Source organism: Nocardia sp. NPDC059691 (genome assembly GCF_042733915.1).
GTDB classification, from domain to species: Bacteria; Actinomycetota; Actinomycetes; order Mycobacteriales; family Mycobacteriaceae; genus Nocardia; species Nocardia sichangensis.
In genome coordinates, this window is record NZ_JBHWFB010000004.1 from 364,936 (window position 1) to 383,236 (window position 18,301).

Here is an 18,301-nt window from a genome sequence, read left to right on the forward strand (position 1 = left end):
CGGTCATGAGTGTGCGTATCAAGTCCAGCGCGATCAGCCGCGGCGGCGACACCAACAGCATCGTGGAGCACAACGGGCGCGCGGCCAAGCGGTGCCTCGAGCGTGCCGGCATCCGTCCCGACCAGGTCGGCCTGCTGATCAACGCGGGTATCTTCCGGGATTCCAACACCGTCGAGCCCGCGGTGTCGGCGCTGATCCAGAAAGCGGCCGGAATCGGCCTGGAGTACGCCAAGGACGACCCGAGGACGTTCTCGTTCGATCTGATGAACGGCGCGATCGGCGTGCTCAACGCGGTGCAGGTGGCCACGTCGGTCCTGGAGACCGGCAGCGCCGAGCACGTGCTCGTCGTCTCCGGCGACACCCATCCGTCCCTGCTGCGTTCCGTCGGCGACGACCGGTTCCCGTACGCCACCTGCGGCGCGGCGCTGCTGCTCGAACACACCGACGAGCCGACCGGCTTCGGCAGGGTGCACACCGTCGCGGGCGAGGGCACGCCCGCGATCGAGGCCTACGTCGACGTGACGACCATGGGCAACACCGGCCGCGGCGCCATGACGGTGGAACGCGAGCCCGGCTTCGAGGACCGCCTGCTGGAGGTGGCCGTCGACGCCGCGCGCCGGGCACTCGCCGAGTCCGACCACGCCTCGCTCGACGAGATCGCGCTGATCGCCTCGACGCCGAGCCCGGAGTTCCCGAAGAAGCTGGCCGCCGCGCTCGGCATCGACGAAAGCTCGGTCCGCACGCCGGATCTGCGCGACGGCGACCCGCACACGGCCGCGCTCACCGCGGCCTACGACCAAGCGATAGCGGACGACACCCTCGCCGCTCATCGCCAACTGCTGTTCGTCGCGGCGGGCGCGGGTCCCTCCGCGGCGGCGGCGCTCTACCGGCTGCCCGTCTTCGCCGGGGCGCCTGCGTGACAACGGGAACCTACTGGCAGGCCATCGATCGGTTCCGTGCGGTCGTCCGCACCGACCCCACCCGGGTGGCCGTCCGCTACGCGGACGGGGTCGGCCCCGATGGCCTGCCGGCCTACCGGCACCTGACCTATCGCGAGCTGGACGCGTGGTCGGACACGATCGCCCAGCGGCTCGCCGCGTCGGGTGTCGGCACCGGGACGCGCACCATCGTGCTGGTGCTGCCGAGCCCGGAGCTGTACGCGATCATGTTCGGGCTGCTCAAGATCGGCGCGGTGGCCGTGGTGATCGACCCGGGCATGGGCGTGCGAAAGATGTTGCGCTGCTTGCGCGCCGTGGATGCCGAGGCGTTCATCGGCATCCCGCAGGCGCATGCGCTGCGCGTGTTGTTCCGGCGCGGCTTCCGCACCGTCCACACGGTGGTGACGGTCGGCAGCCGCTGGTTCTGGCGCGGCGAGTCGCTGCGGGACTGGGGCCGCACGCCCACCGGCTCGATGCCCGTGGGCCGCCCGGCCACCGCAGACGATTTGCTGCTCATCGCTTTCACCACCGGCAGCACCGGCCCGGCCAAAGCCGTGCAGCTGACACACGGCAACCTGGCCGCGATGGTGGAGCAGGTGCATGTAGCACGCGGGGAGGTGGCGCCGGAAGCCTCCTTGATCACCCTTCCGCTGGTCGGCGTGCTGGATCTGCTGCTCGGCTCGCGTTGCGTGCTGCCGCCGCTCATCCCGAGCAAGGTGGGCGCGACCGATCCGGCGCATGTGGCCGACGCGATCGAGAAGTTCGGGGTGAGTACCATGTTCGCCTCCCCCGCCGTACTCATCCCGCTACTGGAATACCTGCGTGCCCACCCGACTCCGCTCGCGTCGCTGGAGAGCATCTACTCCGGTGGCGCGCCGGTGCCGGACTGGTGCATCGCCGGACTGCGCGCGGTGCTGGGCGAGGACGCGAAGGTGGTGGCGGGATACGGGTCCACCGAGGCGCTGCCGATGTCCACCATCGAGTCCAGGGAACTGCTGGACGGCTTGGTCGAACGGGCGCACCGCGGCGCGGGAACCTGTATCGGCAGGCCCTCCTACCAGGTGCAGGCGCGCGTCGTCGCCATCACCGACGACCCCATACCCACGTGGGCGCGGGCCGAAGAACTCGCGGGCGGCCTGGCGGACACTCGTGGCATCGGCGAACTGGTGGTGAGCGGGCCGAACGTCAGCACCAGGTATTACTGGCCGGAACAGGCGAACGCGTTGGGCAAGATCGTCGACGGCGATCGGGTCTGGCATCGCACCGGCGATCTCGCGTGGATCGACGAACAAGAGCGGATCTGGTTCTGCGGCCGCAAGAGTCAGCGCGTGGTCACGGCGCATGGACCGATGTTCACCGTCCAGGTGGAGCAGATCTTCAACACCGTCGCGGGTGTGTCCCGCACGGCGCTGGTCGGCATCGGTCGGCGCGGCGCGCAGCGTCCGGTGCTCTGCGTCGAAGTGAAGCCGGGCGCCGACCCGGCCGTCGTCGAGCCGGCGCTGCGCGCCCACGGGGCGCAGTTCGACCTCACCAGGACGATCGCCGACTTCCTGGTCCATCCGTCGTTCCCGGTGGACATCCGGCACAACGCCAAGATCGGACGCGAAGAGCTCACAGGGTGGGCGGCCGAGCGCCTCGGAACGGATACCTGATCATGAAAACGACCGCACTGCGGGCTGTTCCCGTCCTGGGATGGCTGTATCTGGCGGGCGGCGCGCTCGCCGCGACCACCGGCCATGCCCCCGACAGCCGAATCCTGCGCACCGTCTGGTGGATCGACGCGTTCCTCAGCGTCGTCGTGCACGCGGCCCAGATCCCGGTGGCCTTGCGCGCCGCCGAGGGATCCGGCAGCGGTCGCCTCCGTACGGCGATATTGACGCAGATCTTCGGCCTGACCTGGTGGCGGACCCAGCCCGGCAAGGAGAAAAGGCAATGAGCAAAGTTCTGGTGACCGGCGCGTCCGGTTTTCTGGGCGGAGCGCTGGTGCGCAGGCTGGTGCGCGACGGCGAGCACCATGTATCCATCCTGGTGCGCCGCACCAGCGATCTGTCCGACCTGAGCGCCGACCTCGACAAGATCCAGCTCGTCTACGGCGACCTGACCGATCCGGCGTCGCTCGAGCGAGCAACCCGCGGCGTCGACATCGTGTTCCACAGCGCGGCACGGGTGGACGAGCGCGGCACCCGGGAGCAGTTCTGGAACGAGAACGTCCGGGCCACCGAGCGGTTGCTGGAGGCGGCCCGGCGCGGCGGGGCCGCCCGGTTCGTGTTCATCTCCAGCCCGAGTGCGCTGATGGACTACTACGGCGGCGACCAGATCGACGTCGACGAGTCGGTGCCGTATCCGCGGCGCTACCTGAACCTGTACTCGGAGACCAAAGCCGCGGCCGAGCGGGCGGTGCTGGCCGCCGACACCGAGGGATTCCGCACCTGCGCGCTGCGCCCGCGCGCGATCTGGGGTGCGGGCGACCGGTCCGGTCCCATCGTGCGGATGCTCGGGCGGGCCGGCGCGGGAACGTTGCCGGATTTGTCGTTCGGCCGCACCGTGTACGCCTCGCTGTGCCACGTCGACAACATCGTCGAGGCCTGTGTTCGAGCAGCCGCCTCGGACACGGTGGGCGGCAAAGCGTATTTCATCGCCGACGCCGAGAAGACCGACGTCTGGGGTTTTCTCGGCCAGGTGGCCGCCCAGCTCGGATACCAGCCGCCGACCAGGAAACCCAACCCCAAGGTGATCGACGCGGCGGTGCGCGTCATCGAGACGATCTGGCGCATCCCCGCCGTCGCGACACGCTGGTCGCCTCCGCTCTCGCGCTACGCCGTCGCTCTGCTCACCCGCAGCGCCACCTACGACACCAGCGCCGCCGCGCGCGATTTCGGCTACCGGCCGGTCGTGGACCGCGACAGCGGGCTGACCGCCTTCCTCACCTGGCTGGAAGGCCAGGGCGGAGCGGTCGAACTCACCCGCGATCTGCGCTGAGCACTTCCCCGTTACCGGAGACCAGCATGAGCAACGCCCCTGTCTTCCGCAGGAAGATCACCCCCACCGAACGCCTCTATTTCTCCACGCGACAGGTCACTCCGCCGTTCGTGATGCACATCGCCGTCCACGGCGAGGGCAGCCTTGATCCGGCCGCCGTGCAGGCCGCCGTCGACGTGGCCTCGGCGGCTGCTCCCGGCACCCGCCTCGTCCGCGACGGCCGCGACTGGGTGGACAGCGGTCTGGCCGCCACCGTGCGCGTAGTGCCGGGATGGTCGCTGAACTACGACGCACTGGAGCACGACGCGGTGCTCAACAGCCCGATCGGTCCCACGCCGGATCGCACCACCGAGGTGCTGCTGCTCACGGGTGCGCAGACCACCGTGCTGTTCCGCGCCTTCCACGGCGTGATGGACGGCATGGGCATGCGCATGTGGGTGGACGACGTATTCCGCGCCCTGCGGGGACAGCGTCCGCTCGGCGCTCCCGACCCGGTCGCGGACGCCGAACTGGTCGCGCGGGTCGGCGCTGCGGGCAGACCGACTTTGGTGCTGCCCACATTCCAGGCGCCGTCCGGACGCGGCCGCCAGGATCCGGCGGCCCCGCGCTGGCTGCTGCGCCACCGCACGATCGAGGCGACCGGCAGGGGCATCGTCGCGCGCGTGGCGGCGATCCTGGCCGAAGAGTCGGAGACGAAGTCGCGCTTCATGATTCCGGTCGATCTGCGCAGGCACGATCCCGGCTTGCGGTCCACCGCGAACCTGGCGCTGCCCCTGTTTCTCGACGTGGCGCCAGGCGAAGACTGGGAGGCGGTCAGGGAGCGGATGCGGGTCGGTCTGCGGGAGAAACGCGAACTGAACGAATTGGACAACGGCAAGCTGTCGAAGTTGCCGGACGCCGTCATTCGCACGGTGCTGCGCGGGAGCAACTGGCTGGGAGCACGGCTGAACCGGAACATCCTGTCGGCCACCGTCTCCCACATGGGCGCCTGCGATCTCGACGAGATCGCCGTGCCCGGCTGGACACCGACCACCATGCGGTTGCTGCCGCAGCACAGCGGCGCGATGCCGCTGCTGTTCGCCATGGTCGAATCGCGCGGGAAGCTGGAGCTGACCGTCTCCTGCCGCAACGGCGCGGGCATCGAGCCCCGGCTGGAGGCGCTGCTGGACAAGATCACCGCGCGGCTCGAGGCCGAGCTCGCGCCGCACGATCTGGCCGCGGCATGACCGCCATCGCCCGGGGCGTCCTCGCCCGGCCACGGATGGTGCTCGTCGTCGTGACCGGGGTGATGCTGCTGTCCGGCCTCCTGGGCATCGGAGCGTCGGACAAGGTCACCGCTGCCGGGTTCATCGATCCCGGCAGCGAGTCCGCGCACGTGGATCAACTCGTGAGCGAGCACTTCGGACCGCAGAATCCCGACGTGGTCGTGCGCTACACCGCTCCGGAGGGACAGACGCTCGACGACATCGGCCCCTTGGTGCAGGAGGCGCTGGCGCGGATCGATCCGGCGGTGCTGCAACGGCCGATCGAAACCTATTGGAACGCTGGGTTCGCGCGAAAGCAGTTCCTGCGCGCGGCGGACGGACGGCACGCGCTCGCCGTGGTCTATCTCGCCGGTGACGCCAACCAGCGTGTCGCCGTGTACCCCGACATCGAACCGCTGCTTCGCGTTCCGGGTGTTCCGGCCGATCTGTCCGGCTACAGCGCGGTCTCCACGGAGATCAACGCGCAGTCCCAGCACGATCTGGTCCGGGCGGAAGCGCTCTCGCTTCCGCTGACGCTGCTCATCCTGGTGCTGGTGTTCGGCGGCCTGGTCGCCGCGTCCTTCCCGGTCGTGGTCGGCGGCCTGACCGTGCTCGGCGCGCTGGGCGCCATCCGCGTGCTCGCCGAACTCACCGAGGTGAGCACATTCGCGGTGAACATCGCCTCCCTGCTCGGCCTCGGGATGGCCATCGACTACGGGCTGTTCCTGGTCACCCGATTCCGCGAGGAGGTCGCCGAGGGGCACGACGTGCGCGCCGCGATCACCCGCACTTACTCGACCGCGGGACGCACCATCGCGTTCTCGGCACTGCTGCTGGTTTGCGCGTTCGCGGGTACGTTCGTCTTCCCGCAGGCGGTGCTGCGCTCGCTCGGCATCGGCGCGATCACCGCGGTCGCCCTGGCCGCCGGACTCTCGCTCACCGTGCTGCCCGCCCTGCTCGCCCTGTTCGGCGCGCGCATCGGCACCGCGCGCGCGATCGATCGCACCGACCGGTTCTGGGGCGGCCTGGTCGACCGCGTGCTGCGGCGGCCGGGGCTGGTGACCGTGGTCGTCGGCGCCGTCCTGCTGGTCTTCGCGGCGCCGTTGGCCGGGCTGCGGCTGGGCGACATCGACCACCACGCGTTGCCCCCGGACAACGCCATGCGCGTCACCATCGAAGAACTCACCGCGCAGTTTCCCGCGGCGGGCAGCGGAGCCACCGCCGTGCTGCACGGCACGAACGGGCCGCCGCAGGCGGCCGCGGTCGATGCCGTCGCGGCGGCACTGGGCAAGGTCGACGGTGTGCGGCAGGTCGTCCAGGTGGGTCGCGCCGAGGATTTCGTCGTCTTCCACGCGTTCCTGCGCGATACCGATCGCACCGAAGCGGCGAGCGCCTCGGTGCGCGGCATCCGTGCCCTGACGCCGCCGGACGGCACCGTGCTGTGGGTCGGCGGCGACACCGCGGCCACCGTGGACAGCGTGCGGTCCATCGTCGCCGGGATGCCGTGGATGATCCTCGTAATGGTCGGCGCGACGCTGGTGCTGCTGTTCACCGCGTTCCGCTCGATCCTCTTGCCGCTCAAGGCCGTCGCCCTCGCCTTCCTGAGCCTCGCCGCGACCTTCGGCGTGCTCACCTGGATCTTTTGCGGCGGGCATCTGTCCGGTCCGCTCGGCGTGAGCACAGGCCCGATCACCGCGGGCATGCTGGTGCTGATCCTCGCGGTCGTCTTCGGGCTGTCCACCGACTACGAGGTGTTCCTGCTGTCGCGCATGGTCGAAGCGCACGACGCGGGCGCCGACACCGCGGCGTCGGTGCGCGTAGGCACGGTCAAGACCGCGCGCGTGATCACCGCGGCGGCGACCTTGCTGGTCATCGTCACCGGGGCGTTCACCCTCTCCCCGCTGACCCCGATGCGCTTCCTCGGTCTGGGCATGATCATCGCACTCGTCGTGGACGCCACGCTCGTGCGCATGCTCTTGGTGCCCGCTCTGGTCCAGCTGATGGGCCCGGCCAACTGGTGGTCACCGCGCCGCCGCATCATCCCGGCCACCGTCGGCCGCATCCGGGAACGCACGTCGGCAGCCTGACGGAATCCAGCGGTGCTAAGCGACCAGTTCCAGCAGGCCCCGTGGATCCCACGGCATCGGCCCGGTCGGGAAACTCATCCGGACCAGTCGATGCGGGGCGACCGCGTCGAAGTGGGCCACCGCGGGTGGCAGGAACCCGCCGATCACCTTTTCCACCATCGTGTTCAACCCGGTGAGCCGCGGCCGCAGCCGTACCTGCCAGCTGGTGATGCGACCGGCGGGTACGTCGACGACGGTGCGCTGCTCCACTTTCGCACCGAGCGGGACGTGCACCGAGAAGGCGAGCCACAGGTCGACGCACTCTTCGGCGCCCTCGGCGAAGTCCAGGCCGCGCAGCAGCGTCAGGCCGCCGGCGAGCGGCATCACGTTGGCCGGAAAAGGCGCGATCCCGCCGCCGAACTGAAGATGGGTGGTGCCGACGAAGTTGGCCTCTTCGCGGCTGACGACCGTGGTGCCCGAGCGTGTCTCGGCGCGATAGCGCTCGGCCGACAACCGATCTCCGGAGCGCTGGAATCGCTGCTCGATGGTCATCGCGAAATTCGCGGGTCCGAGACCGACCTCGAGCATCGAGCGGTAACCGTCGCCGTCGTGCGATACCACGCTGATCAGATCGAGCTTCGGCGGCCGATCGGTCACGCTGACGGTGTAGACGGACTTCTCTCCGTCGGGTATCCCCGGGTCACGAAAAGCGGTGCGCACAAGTCCTCCTCACACTGTGTCCTCGGCCGCCGCCGCGAACACCGCTTCGAGGGTGGCCACGTAGCGCTCGACGGAACCGTGCGCCACCGGCGTGTCCGGGTAGATGACGCTCAGCGTGGTCTCCGACGCGAGCCGGTTGATCCAGATCAACACCTGTTCGGACGCGGCGCGATTGGCGTACAACCCGCACGACGCCAGGTCGAAGACCTCGTTGCCGAGCAGTTCCCGGGCGTCGACGTAGGAGATCATCGGCGTGGACCAGCCCGGTTCCAGGTCGAGATCGGAGTCCGCGGGCAGCAGTTCCACCACGCGCTGGAACGAGGTGGGAGCCAGGCGCAGGCCGTTCTCGTAGGCGTGCTGCGCGATGGCCGCGGCCCGGGCGAAGGTGGTGGTCGGCGCGATCGGAAAGGCCACCGGCAGCAACGTCACATACCAGCCGACCGACGCGCGTTCGGCGGCGGAACCGCGGGTGCTGACCGGTGTCATGCCGAAGTAATAGTCGCTGTCGACGAGCTCGCGCTCGGCCAGCGCCGCCGCGGCGAAGATGCCGCCGACGAATTCCGCGCCGTTGTCACGGCAGACCCGCTCGAACCGTAGCGCGGTGTGCTCGTCGAACAGCGTGACCGTGCGGTGCGCGCTGCGGTTGTACACATCGGTCCGCCTGCCCAGATCCAATGGGAAGGAGGGCAGTTCGCCGTCGTTCCCGCGAATGAGCTCCAGCCACTTCTGTACGCCGGGCGAGGCGAGCGTCATCCGGCCGGTGTACTCCCGTTCGGCGGTGCAGTAGTCGAGATAGCTGGCCGCGGGATGCAGCATGCCGACGTCCTCCCACACCTCGCGCAGATACAGCAGCGCGAGGTCGAACCCGGACAGGTACTGGCCGAATCCGTCGGTGTGCAGATGATCGACCGCCAGGTAGACCGTCGTCGAATCCTCGCGTTCGATCGCCCCGAAGGTGAAGCAGTCCCAGTCGAAGGGCCCCGGCGTCGTCTTCTGGACGTGATCGCGGATCGCCCTTGCCTCGTCCACGTGGCCGTAGTCGACCGGCACGAAATCGACGTCCTCCGCGGGCACCAGGTGACGCTCGATCGCACCGGCGGCGTCGACCCGGAACCAGGTTCGGAAGGTGTCGTGGCGCAACAGGAACGCGTTGACCGCCCGCGTCATCGCGGCCAGGTCGAGGCCGCCGGTCGGGATCTCCGCGGTCACCAGGCACAGGCCCGAGTACCGGAAATCCGCGTCGGCGTGCCGATCGGCGAGCCGCAGATACTGCTCCTGCTGGTGCGAGGGCGGAGCCGGGTGCACCGGCGCCCGGCGGGCGCGCGCCACCGACTCCGGCGACGCCGCCCAGCCGACCAGCCGGCCCGGCCCCGGCTCCCATTCATCGATCAGCCCGAAACGGACCACGGGGACACCTCGTTTCGACGGCGGTCGGTCACGGTCTGGCCCCGGCCGTCATCAGCGCCGGAACGCGCTCGGCCGCAGCGTCATTCGAAGCGGTCGGCGCGACCGGATCCGTGACCGGCTGCGCCTGACCGGAATCGGCGGCCAGGATCAGTTCCGCCACCTTCGGTCCGGCCTGCTCCAGGCTGAACGAACGGCCCATCTGCAGTGACATCAGGTCGATACCGAGGGTCTTGGTGACCCGCGCGCCGAGTTCCACCGCCATCAGCGAATCCAGCCCGAGTTCTGGCACCGGAACGGTCATGTCGATGGACTCGACCGGCACGCCCATGACGACGGCGAGTTCCTCGGCCATCTTGCGGGCGACGAAGGCCCCGCGCTTGCCCTCTTCGATCGCGGCCACCTCCGCGCGCAGCCGAGCCAGCTCGGAGGTGTCCTTGGCGGAGGCCTGCGCGAGCGCGGTGGTGCGGCCCGTGCGGGTCAGCTGCGGGAAGGTGCCGGTCAGCTTGGCCCAGTCGGTCGGGATGATCGCCGCGCGGGCCACGCCCAAGCGCAGTGTCTGCTCGAGATAGGCGGTGGCGTCGGCCATGTCGATCGGATCGAAGCCGACCAGATCGAGGTACTTGAGGGCCGTCTCGTCGGCGGCCATGCCGCCCGTCGCGCCCGACAGGTGACCCCAGCCGACGCACAGCGCCCGCTCGCCGGCCCGGGACCATTCCTCGGCCAGCGACTCCACCGCCACATTGGCCGCGCAGTAGTTGTACTGCCCGTAGATGCCGTACATCGAGCCGCCCGAGGAGCACAGCACGAACATGTCCAACCCGATCCCGGCGTCGGCCACGGCTCGATGCAGTACCCGGGCACCGTGCACCTTCGGGCGATACACCTTGTCCAATTCCTCGAATCGCATCGCGTCCAGGCGATTGTCGGCCACCGCGCCCGCCGCGTGGAACACTCCGCGCAGCGGGTGCTCGGCGCTGTGGGACCGCGCGACGATCGCGGCGACCGCCTCCGGGTCGGTGACGTCGGCCCGCTCCTCGATCACCTCGACGCCTACGGTGCGCCACGCCTCGAGCTGGCGGCGTGCCTCCTCAGTCCTCGCGCCGCCGCGGCCGAGCAGTACCAGCCGCCGCGCCCCGCGCAACACCAGCCAGCGCCCGATGGCCATCCCGAACCCGCCGAATCCGCCGGTGACCAAATACGTCGCCGAGCTGTGGATCTCGAGATCCGGTAGGTAAGGCCGCACCGCCGGGGCGGGTGAATCCAGGCGCAGCGCGATCCGGGACAGACCGGTCGAGCGGATGGTCTCCTCGAACGCCCTGGCCACCTCGTCGGTCTCGAACAGCCGGTAGGGCAACGGTTTGTAGGTGCCCGCCAGCACCTTCTCGTAGACCCGCTGCAACAAACGAGCCAGCCGCTGCGCGTCGACGGCGACCAGGCGGTCCAGATCCATCGAGAAGTACGCCAGGTTCTTGTCGAAGTTGGACATCTCCAGCAGGCCGCCGGTGTAGATGTCGGCCTTGCCGACCTCGACGATGCGCCCGAATTCCGCGACGGCGTTGAAGTTCTGGCGCAGGATCTCACCCGGCGCGCTGCTGAGCACCACCTCGACGCCCTTACCGCCGGTCAGCTCGAGCACGTCGTCGACGAAGTTGAGCGAGCGCGAGTCGATCGCGTGATCGGCGCCGAGGGCGAGCACGTGGGCGCGGCGCTCGTCGGTACCGGCGGTGCCGATGATGCGTGCCCCACGATCCTTGGCCACCTGGATCGCGGCCGTGCCGACGCCGCCCGCGGCGCCGTGGATCAGCACCGTCTCCCCCGGTTCCAGCCGGGCCAGATCCAGCAGCGCGTACTCGGCCGTGCCGAAGGCGATGGTGCTGGTGCAGTAGGCGGGATCGGCGTCGGCGGGCAGCGGGATGGTCAGTTGCCGGTCGACGACGACGTAGCGCCGCATCATGCCCTTGGCAGCGACCGCGACCAGATCGCCCACAGCGAGGTCGGTGATCTCCTCGCCGACCCGCACCACCTCGCCGACGCCCTCCATTCCGGGCACGGTGCCGAAATAGGTTGGCGCCAACTCGCGCTCACCGAGCAGACCGATGACCTTGAGCGGATCCTTGTAGTTCAGACCGATGATCTTCATCCGCACCTCGACCTGTCCCGGTCCGGGTCGGGGCCGCGGGCACTGCCGCCATGCCAACGCCGACAGCAGGCGGGTCCGGGGCAAGTCCAGCGCGAAGTTGGCTTCCGGGTCGGTCATGGGTTCGGCGGTGTCGAGGGCGTCCAGGCGCGCCTGCAGCGGCTTGGTCACCAGCGGCGCCCAGCGCGTGCCCGCGCGCAGCACCACCTCGTCGAGGTTGTCGTTCCAGAACGCGCCGGGCACGGCCAGTTCTCCGAGCAGTTCGCCGATCTCGGTGCCGGGTTCCACGTCGATCAGCCGCCAGCGCAGCGCCGATTGCTCGTTGAGCAGCACCCGGCGCGCACCGGCCAGCGCGGCATGATTCGAGTTCGGCGGAATCGGGCTGTCCGGCAGCGCGAACGCGCCCTCGGTCACCAGCGTGGCATGGCACCAGCCGTCACCGAAGACGCTCTGCGGCCCCTGTTCGGTGGCATCCGGGTGGACGAACTCGTCGAGAGCGACCGCGATCCGCTCCAGTGTCCACAGATCGGCGACATCGTCCTCGACGGCACCCGCGACCACGCAGACGTGCAGCCGGTCGGCGCCTTCCGCCTTGGCGGCGGCCAGGGTGGCGGCCAGGGTGGCGGCCAGATCGGCGGCGAGTTCGCGGCTCGCCACCCCGGCCACGTAGAGCCGGGAGCCCGGGATCGCGGCGGCCAGCTGCCCCGCCCGGCGGCAGTCGCCGCCCAGCGCGACGATCACCGTGGACACCGAATCCCGCGGCAGCGCGGCGGGATCGAGGGCATCGCGCGGTTCGAGCGTCTCGGCGTAGTAGAAGTCGACCATCCGGTGCAGCGGATCCTGGCCCGGCGCGAGCGCACCGATCTGCAGGCCGCTCAACCGCATCACGAGGCTGCCTTCGTCGTCGAGCAGATCCACCTCGGCGCGCAGCCGGGCCCGGGGATCGCGCCGCGCGACCACGGTGATCCGCTCGGGCAGCGGCGCGACCAGCCGCACCGCCGCGACACCGACCGGCACCAGCGTGCCCTCGTCGATCCTGGCGTCCGCGAACAGCAGGGCCGCCGACTGCATCGCGGCATCGACCACCGCGGGGTGGGCGAGATGTCCGGAATCCGCGGCGATGGCGCCGTCGACGGTGGCCACCACCGCGTCCGCGCCGACGCGCACGGAGGTGACACGACGGAAGGCCGGACCGTACTGCAGTCCCGCCGCGGCCAGACCGCTGTAGAACATCCGCGGGTCGATGTCGAGACCGACGTCCAGGGTGGGCACCGTGACCTTCGTCGGCTTGTGGCTGCCGGTCAGCGTGCGGCCGAACGCGTGCACCGTCCAGGCCGTCCCGGTCGCCGAGCGCGATCGGATCATGAACCGGCCGCTCGCCTCCTCGACGGTGAGCGCCACCAGCGGCACGTCCGGCGCGCCCATGATCAGCGGGGCCACAAACCGAACCTGTTCCAGCGCGACGCGTTCCACGCCCAGACGGGCGGCCGTCGCGCTCAGGGCGGCGTCCAGGTACGCCGCGCCCGGCATGATCTTGACGCCGTTCACCACATGATCGGCCAGCCACGGCAGCAACTCGGTGCCGACCTGTAGCAGCCAGTCCGGCCTGCCCTCGACGTCGGGATCACCGAGCATGGCGTAGGCGCCGGGGGTGCCCAACCGGGCCTGCTCGAACAGCGGCAGCGCCGCGTGCAGCCGGGTCCGTTGCCACGGATAGCGCGGCAGCGGCACGTGCGGGGTGGCGCGCTCCGCCGGGAACAGCTCGTCCAGGTCGAGCACGCCCGCGTCGTAGAGGCCGATGAGGGTGCGGCGGATGCTCACCGAATCCGGCTGCTTGCGATCCAGCGTCGGTACCGTCGTGCCGTTGACGTCCGCGCCGAGCAGCGCTTCGCGGATGTTGCCCGAGAGCACCGGGTGCGGGCCGACCTCCAGGAAGACCCGGCTGTCCGCGCCGATCAGCTTCCCGACCGCGTCCGCGAACCGGACGGGCTGCCGCACATTCGCGCACCAGTACTCCGCGTCCCAGTCGGGGCCGACAACTTGTTCGCCGGTGACCGAGGAGTACAGCGGCACGGTCGGCGCCACCGGCGTCAGCCCGGCCAGCGAGGCGCGCAGCTCGTCCAGGATCGGGTCCATCAACCGGCTGTGGTACGGCACCTCGACGCGAAGTCTGCGCGCGAAAATGCCGTCTTCGGTGAGCTTTTCGGCGATCTCGTCGAGGCGGTCGACGTCACCGGACAAGGTCAGCGAACTCACACTGTTGATCGCGGCGACATCCACCCGCTGGTCGTCGCCGACGAGTTCGCGAGCCTGCTCGGGCGACATCCCGACCGCGAGCATGCCACCCGATCCGGCGGTCGTCGCCTGCAACCGGGCCCGGTGGTAGGCCACCAGCACCGCGTCACGCAGCGACAGCATGCCGCTCACGTAGGCCGCCGACACCTCGCCCACGCTGTGCCCAACCGCAGCCGCGGGCCGGATGCCGTACTCGGCCAGCTCCCGCACCAGCGCCACCTGCACGAGGAAGTTGGCCGGCTGCGCCACCTCGGTGCTGGTGACCCTGGACTCCTGCTCGGGCCGCAGCAGCTCCTCGATGATCGACCAGCCCGCGATCGAACGGAACTCGGCGTCGACCGCCTCCGCCGTGTCGGCGAAGACACCTCGGCTGCGGAGCGATTCGCGTGCCATCCCCCACCACTGCGGACCCATGCCGGAGAACACGAACACCGGTTCGGCCGTGCGCGCCACGATCGTCCGCGCGGCGTCGCGGCCCTCGCCCGCGGCGAACGAGCGCAGATCGCGGACGAGGTCGGCGGTGTCGCCGAGGAGCATGCCCGTGCGGTACTGATGGTGCGCCATGCGCGTCCAGGCGGCCTCGGCCAGTTGTTCCGGGTCGGCGCCCGCGGCGATCAGATCGCCGAATCGACCGGCCAGCGCACGCGCCGCGCCGGTGCTGCGCGCCGAGATCGGCAGGACGCCGAAGTGCCGCGGGGGCGAGACAGGTTCAGCGGCGTTCGGCCGGAACTCCTGCAGGATGGTGTGGGCGTTGGTGCCGCCGTAGCCGAAACCGTTGACCGCGACCGTCATCGGCTCGGCGTCGGCGGGCAGCGGCTCCGCCTCGAGTTGGACGTGCAATCCCAACTCGTCGAACGGGATGTCCGGATTGGGTTGGTCCAGCCAGCCCTGCGGCGGGATGGTGCGATGCCGGATCGCCAGCGCCGCCTTGATCACGCTCGCGATACCGGCCGCGGCCTCGGTGTGCCCGAGTGTCGACTTCACGGAGCCGACGCCCAGTGAGCGTGTGCGCCCCGCGGGCGCGCCGAACACTCGGCCGAGCGCGCGCAACTCGACCGGATCGCCGACCAGCGTGCCGGTGCCGTGCGCCTCGACGTAGGTGATCGTCTCCGGCGCGAGGCCAGCGCGGCCGCACACCGAACGCGCCAGTGCCTCTTGGGCTTCGGCGCTGGGCACGGTGATCGCGGTGGTGCGGCCGTCCTGATTCGAACCGGTCGCCTTCACCACCGCGTAGATCCGGTCGCCGTCGCGGACCGCGGCGTCGAGCTTCTTCAGCGCCACCATGCCCGCGCCCTCGCCCCGCCCGTAGCCGTCGGCCGAGGCGTCGAAGGACTTGCAGCGGCCGTCCGCGGCCAGGAAACCGCCCTTGCACATCAGCACGAAGGTCTCCGGTTGCAGCATCACGTTGACGCCGCCCGCGAGCGCCACTTCGCAGTCGCCGTTCTCCAGCGCCTGACAGGCGAGATGAAACGCGACCAGCGACGACGAGCACGCGGTATCGACCGTGAGCGCGGGTCCGACCAGGTTGAGCGCGTAGGCGATCCGGTTGGACAGCATGGTGTAGGACGCGCTGGCCGGGGTGTGCATGTCGGTGTGGAACAGAGCCGGGCCGACCACGCCGATCACCGACTGGTCCACCACAAATCCGCCGACGTAGACGCCGATCGAGCCGCCCGCCGCGCGTCGCGCGATCCCGGCGTCGTCGAGCGCCTCCCAGGTCACCTCGAGCATCAGCCGCTGTTGCGGATCGAGCACGGTCGCCTCGCGAGGGGAGATGCCGAAGAAGTCCGGGTCGAATTCCCACGGGTCGATCGTCATGAACGCCGCGCGCTTGGTGTAGCTGCGCCCCGGCGTACGCGGTTCCGGATCGTAGTAGCGGCGGTAATCCCAGCGATCGGCCGGCATTTCGACCACGCCGTCCCGTTTGTCCAGGACGAATTCCCAAAATGTTTCGGGCGAGTCGATGCCCCCTGCAAACCTGCAGCCGATGCCGACAATTGCAATATCCGACATGCACATCCTCCGGGTCGGATCCAGTTCGATCGCCATTCTTTTTCCGGCGATTCACGAATCAGCCTGTGCACACTTGGCGTCCGGCCCAGCGTAACGGCCGCCACACCGGCCGTCGTGGGCTCAGGGAGACTTCACAATCCGCTTGCGAACCGAGTTGTGGCATCTCGAAATTCCGGATCGACTGCCGGTGAAATGCCTTGGCATTGCTAGGTTTCAACCGTTCCCGGCCTCGCCGAAATACGATGTCACCGGTTAGGAGGCGGCATTGTTCGCCGAGTTCACGCACTGGACCGATACGCTCGTCCGGCGGCGGTTCACCGTCATCGGGTTCGTCGTCGCCGCACTGCTCGCGCTCGGTGCGTACGGCCTCGGGTTGGACGAGCACCTCAGCGTCAGCGGGTGGAACGATCCGACTTCGGAATCCGCGCGGGCGGTCCGGCTCAAAGACGAGGCGTTCGGCCACGACCACATCGCCGATGTGCTCTTGCTGTATCGCGCCCCGGAAGGCAAGACGATCGACGACCCCGCCTTCGCCGCGACGGTCGTGGGTCACTTGAACAGCCTGCCGCAACGCTTTCCGGACCGGATCGGCAAGATCAACGCCACCTACTGGCCCACCGACACCGGGCTGCACCTACCGGACATCTTCGGCTCCGAAGCCCGCGACTACGCCTTCGCCTCCGTCGCCATTCGCGGCAGCGACGACACGGAGATCATGCGCAACTACCGAAAAGTCGCCGACCAGTTCCGGATACCTGGCATAGACATGGAGGTGGCGGGCGGGCAACCCGTCGCGGCCGCCCTCAACGACACCATGGCCCACGATCAGCGTCGCATGGAGCTGTTCGCCGTTCCCGCCGTGGCGGTGCTGCTGTTCTTCCTGTTCGGCGGCGTCGTGGCGGCCGCGCTGCCGCTCATTGTCGGCGGACTGACCGTGCTGGGGGCGTGGGGGGTCATTCGAGCCATGACCACCGTCGTCGAGGTGAACTCCTTCGTCTCGCCGGTGGTCTCGATGGTCGGCCTCGGCTTGGCCATCGACTACGGTCTGTTCATCGTGAGCCGGTTCCGCGAAGAACTGGCCGACGGCCGCGAGGTGCCCGAGGCCGTGCGGCGCACGGTCGCGACCGCCGGACGCACCGTGGTGTTCTCCGCGACCATCGTGGTCGTCGCCGCGGGCGCCATTCTGCTGTTCCCGCAAGGCTTTCTGCGCTCGTTCGCGCTCGGTGCGATGGTGACGGTGGCGCTGGCGGCGCTGATCTCGATCACGTTGCTGCCCGCCATGCTGGCCGTGCTGGGCCCCCGCGTGGACTGGTTGGGTTTCAACCGGTTCCACGCGCGCCGCGCCGGCGATCGAGAGGCGGACAATCCGTGGGGCCGCGTCGCTGGATGGGTGATGAAACGACCTCTGGCCGTGGCGGTTCCCGTGGTGGCCGTCCTGGTGCTGCTCATCGTCCCCGTGCGCGACGTGGCCTTCGGTGGCATCTCCGAGCGCTTCCTGCCGCCCCGTCATCCGGCCCGCACGGCGCAAGAGCACTTCGATCAAGTCTTTCCGCTGCGGCAGATCAATCCGGTCGATCTGGTACTGATCACCCACAACACCGCCGATATCGAGGCGGTGGTCGCGCAGGCCGGACGAGCCCCCGGACTCATCGCGCCGTTCCCGCGCGCGGTGCAGGGACCGGCGCATCCGAGCGTCTTCACCACTTCGACCGTACTGCGGGACGCGCACGACGCGAACGCGACCATCGACTATCTGCGTTCCATGCCGGTGCCGAAGGGAACGACGGTGCTGGTCGGCGGGCAGCCCGCGGTTCAGCGCGACAGCGTCGACGCGCTGCTGCGCCGGATGCCGCTGATGATCGCGCTCGTCTTCCTGGTCACCACCGTGCTGATGGTGCTGGCCTTCGGCTCCCTGGTGCTGCCGCTCAAGGCCGCGCTGCTGAATCTGCTCGGGCTCGGCTCCACGCTCGGCATCCTGACCTGGATCTTCGTTCAGGGCCACGGCGCGCGGCTGCTGGAGTTCACCCCGCAGCCGATCATGGCGCTGGTACTGGTGCTGATCGTCGCCGTGATCTACGGGCTGTCCACGGACTACGAGGTATTCCTGCTCGCCCGCATCGTGGAGGCGCGGGCCGCGGGCGCGACGACCACCGAGGCGGTGCGCGCGGGCATCGCCCGCACCGGCTGGATCGTCACCGCCGCCGCCCTGATCCTGTTGGTGGTGACGGGAGCCTTCGCGCTGTCGGATCTGGTCATGATGCAGTACATCGCCTACGGCATGGTCGCGGCGCTGTTCATCGACGCGACGATCCTGCGGATGCTGCTGGTGCCCGCGACCATGCGCCTGCTCGGCGACGCCTGCTGGTGGGCTCCGTCCTGGCTGCGGCGCGGCGGCCCGCACCGAACGTCTCCGGAGCCACGCACCGAATCCGTCCACGGCGCCGAAGACCCGTAGTTCTCGAACGGCCGGGGCACCCCCAGCGTGGAGCGCGGCCGACACCA

10 protein-coding genes are annotated in these 18,301 nt (G+C 69.8%); 7 read left to right on the plus strand and 3 right to left on the minus strand.

What is annotated here, in order from left to right; genetic code table 11:
- Positions 1-5: 5 nt before the first annotated feature.
- From ACFV2O_RS12000 to ACFV2O_RS12025, 6 genes are read left to right on the plus strand one after another with little or no spacing between them, the layout of a single operon-like run.
- On the plus strand, positions 6-920 hold the full coding sequence (locus tag ACFV2O_RS12000) for a hypothetical protein (protein ID WP_379251812.1): 915 nt from the start codon (positions 6-8) through the stop codon (positions 918-920).
- Positions 917-2,590 (plus strand): fatty acid CoA ligase family protein, encoded by a 1,674-nt coding sequence (locus ACFV2O_RS12005; protein ID WP_379251813.1) that lies wholly within the window; start codon positions 917-919, stop codon positions 2,588-2,590. Before ACFV2O_RS12000 ends, ACFV2O_RS12005 begins: the two co-directional genes overlap by 4 nt.
- A 2-nt stretch (positions 2,591-2,592) precedes the next feature.
- Positions 2,593-2,874, plus strand: a complete 282-nt coding sequence (locus tag ACFV2O_RS12010; protein ID WP_355070962.1) for a hypothetical protein — start codon at positions 2,593-2,595, stop codon at positions 2,872-2,874.
- Complete coding sequence (locus ACFV2O_RS12015; protein WP_356961925.1) at positions 2,871-3,917, plus strand: NAD-dependent epimerase/dehydratase family protein; 1,047 nt, start codon at positions 2,871-2,873, stop codon at positions 3,915-3,917. The genes ACFV2O_RS12010 and ACFV2O_RS12015 overlap by 4 nt, the downstream gene beginning before the upstream one ends.
- A 26-nt stretch (positions 3,918-3,943) precedes the next feature.
- The gene (locus ACFV2O_RS12020; RefSeq protein WP_379251814.1) at positions 3,944-5,143 is read left to right on the plus strand and encodes a peptide synthetase; all 1,200 of its coding nucleotides are present in this window, start codon (positions 3,944-3,946) and stop codon (positions 5,141-5,143) included.
- Positions 5,140-7,248, plus strand: coding sequence for an MMPL family transporter (locus ACFV2O_RS12025; protein ID WP_379251815.1), 2,109 nt, complete (start codon positions 5,140-5,142; stop codon positions 7,246-7,248). Before ACFV2O_RS12020 ends, ACFV2O_RS12025 begins: the two co-directional genes overlap by 4 nt.
- A 15-nt stretch (positions 7,249-7,263) precedes the next feature.
- Here ACFV2O_RS12025 and ACFV2O_RS12030 read toward each other — a convergent pair whose 3' ends face one another.
- From ACFV2O_RS12030 to ACFV2O_RS12040, 3 genes are read right to left on the minus strand one after another with little or no spacing between them, the layout of a single operon-like run.
- Positions 7,264-7,947 (minus strand): hypothetical protein, encoded by a 684-nt coding sequence (locus ACFV2O_RS12030; RefSeq protein WP_355070955.1) that lies wholly within the window; start codon positions 7,945-7,947, stop codon positions 7,264-7,266.
- A gap of 9 nt (positions 7,948-7,956) precedes the next feature.
- Positions 7,957-9,354 (minus strand): condensation domain-containing protein, encoded by a 1,398-nt coding sequence (locus ACFV2O_RS12035; RefSeq protein WP_379251816.1) that lies wholly within the window; start codon positions 9,352-9,354, stop codon positions 7,957-7,959.
- A gap of 28 nt (positions 9,355-9,382) precedes the next feature.
- Complete coding sequence (locus ACFV2O_RS12040; protein ID WP_379251817.1) at positions 9,383-15,799, minus strand: type I polyketide synthase; 6,417 nt, start codon at positions 15,797-15,799, stop codon at positions 9,383-9,385.
- 265 nt (positions 15,800-16,064) lie between these two features.
- Between ACFV2O_RS12040 and ACFV2O_RS12045 the strand changes: the two genes are divergently transcribed.
- Positions 16,065-18,254 carry an MMPL family transporter gene (locus tag ACFV2O_RS12045; protein ID WP_379251818.1) on the plus strand — a complete coding sequence of 730 codons (2,190 nt, stop codon included), beginning with the start codon at positions 16,065-16,067 and terminating at the stop codon, positions 18,252-18,254.
- Positions 18,255-18,301: the final 47 nt, after the last annotated feature.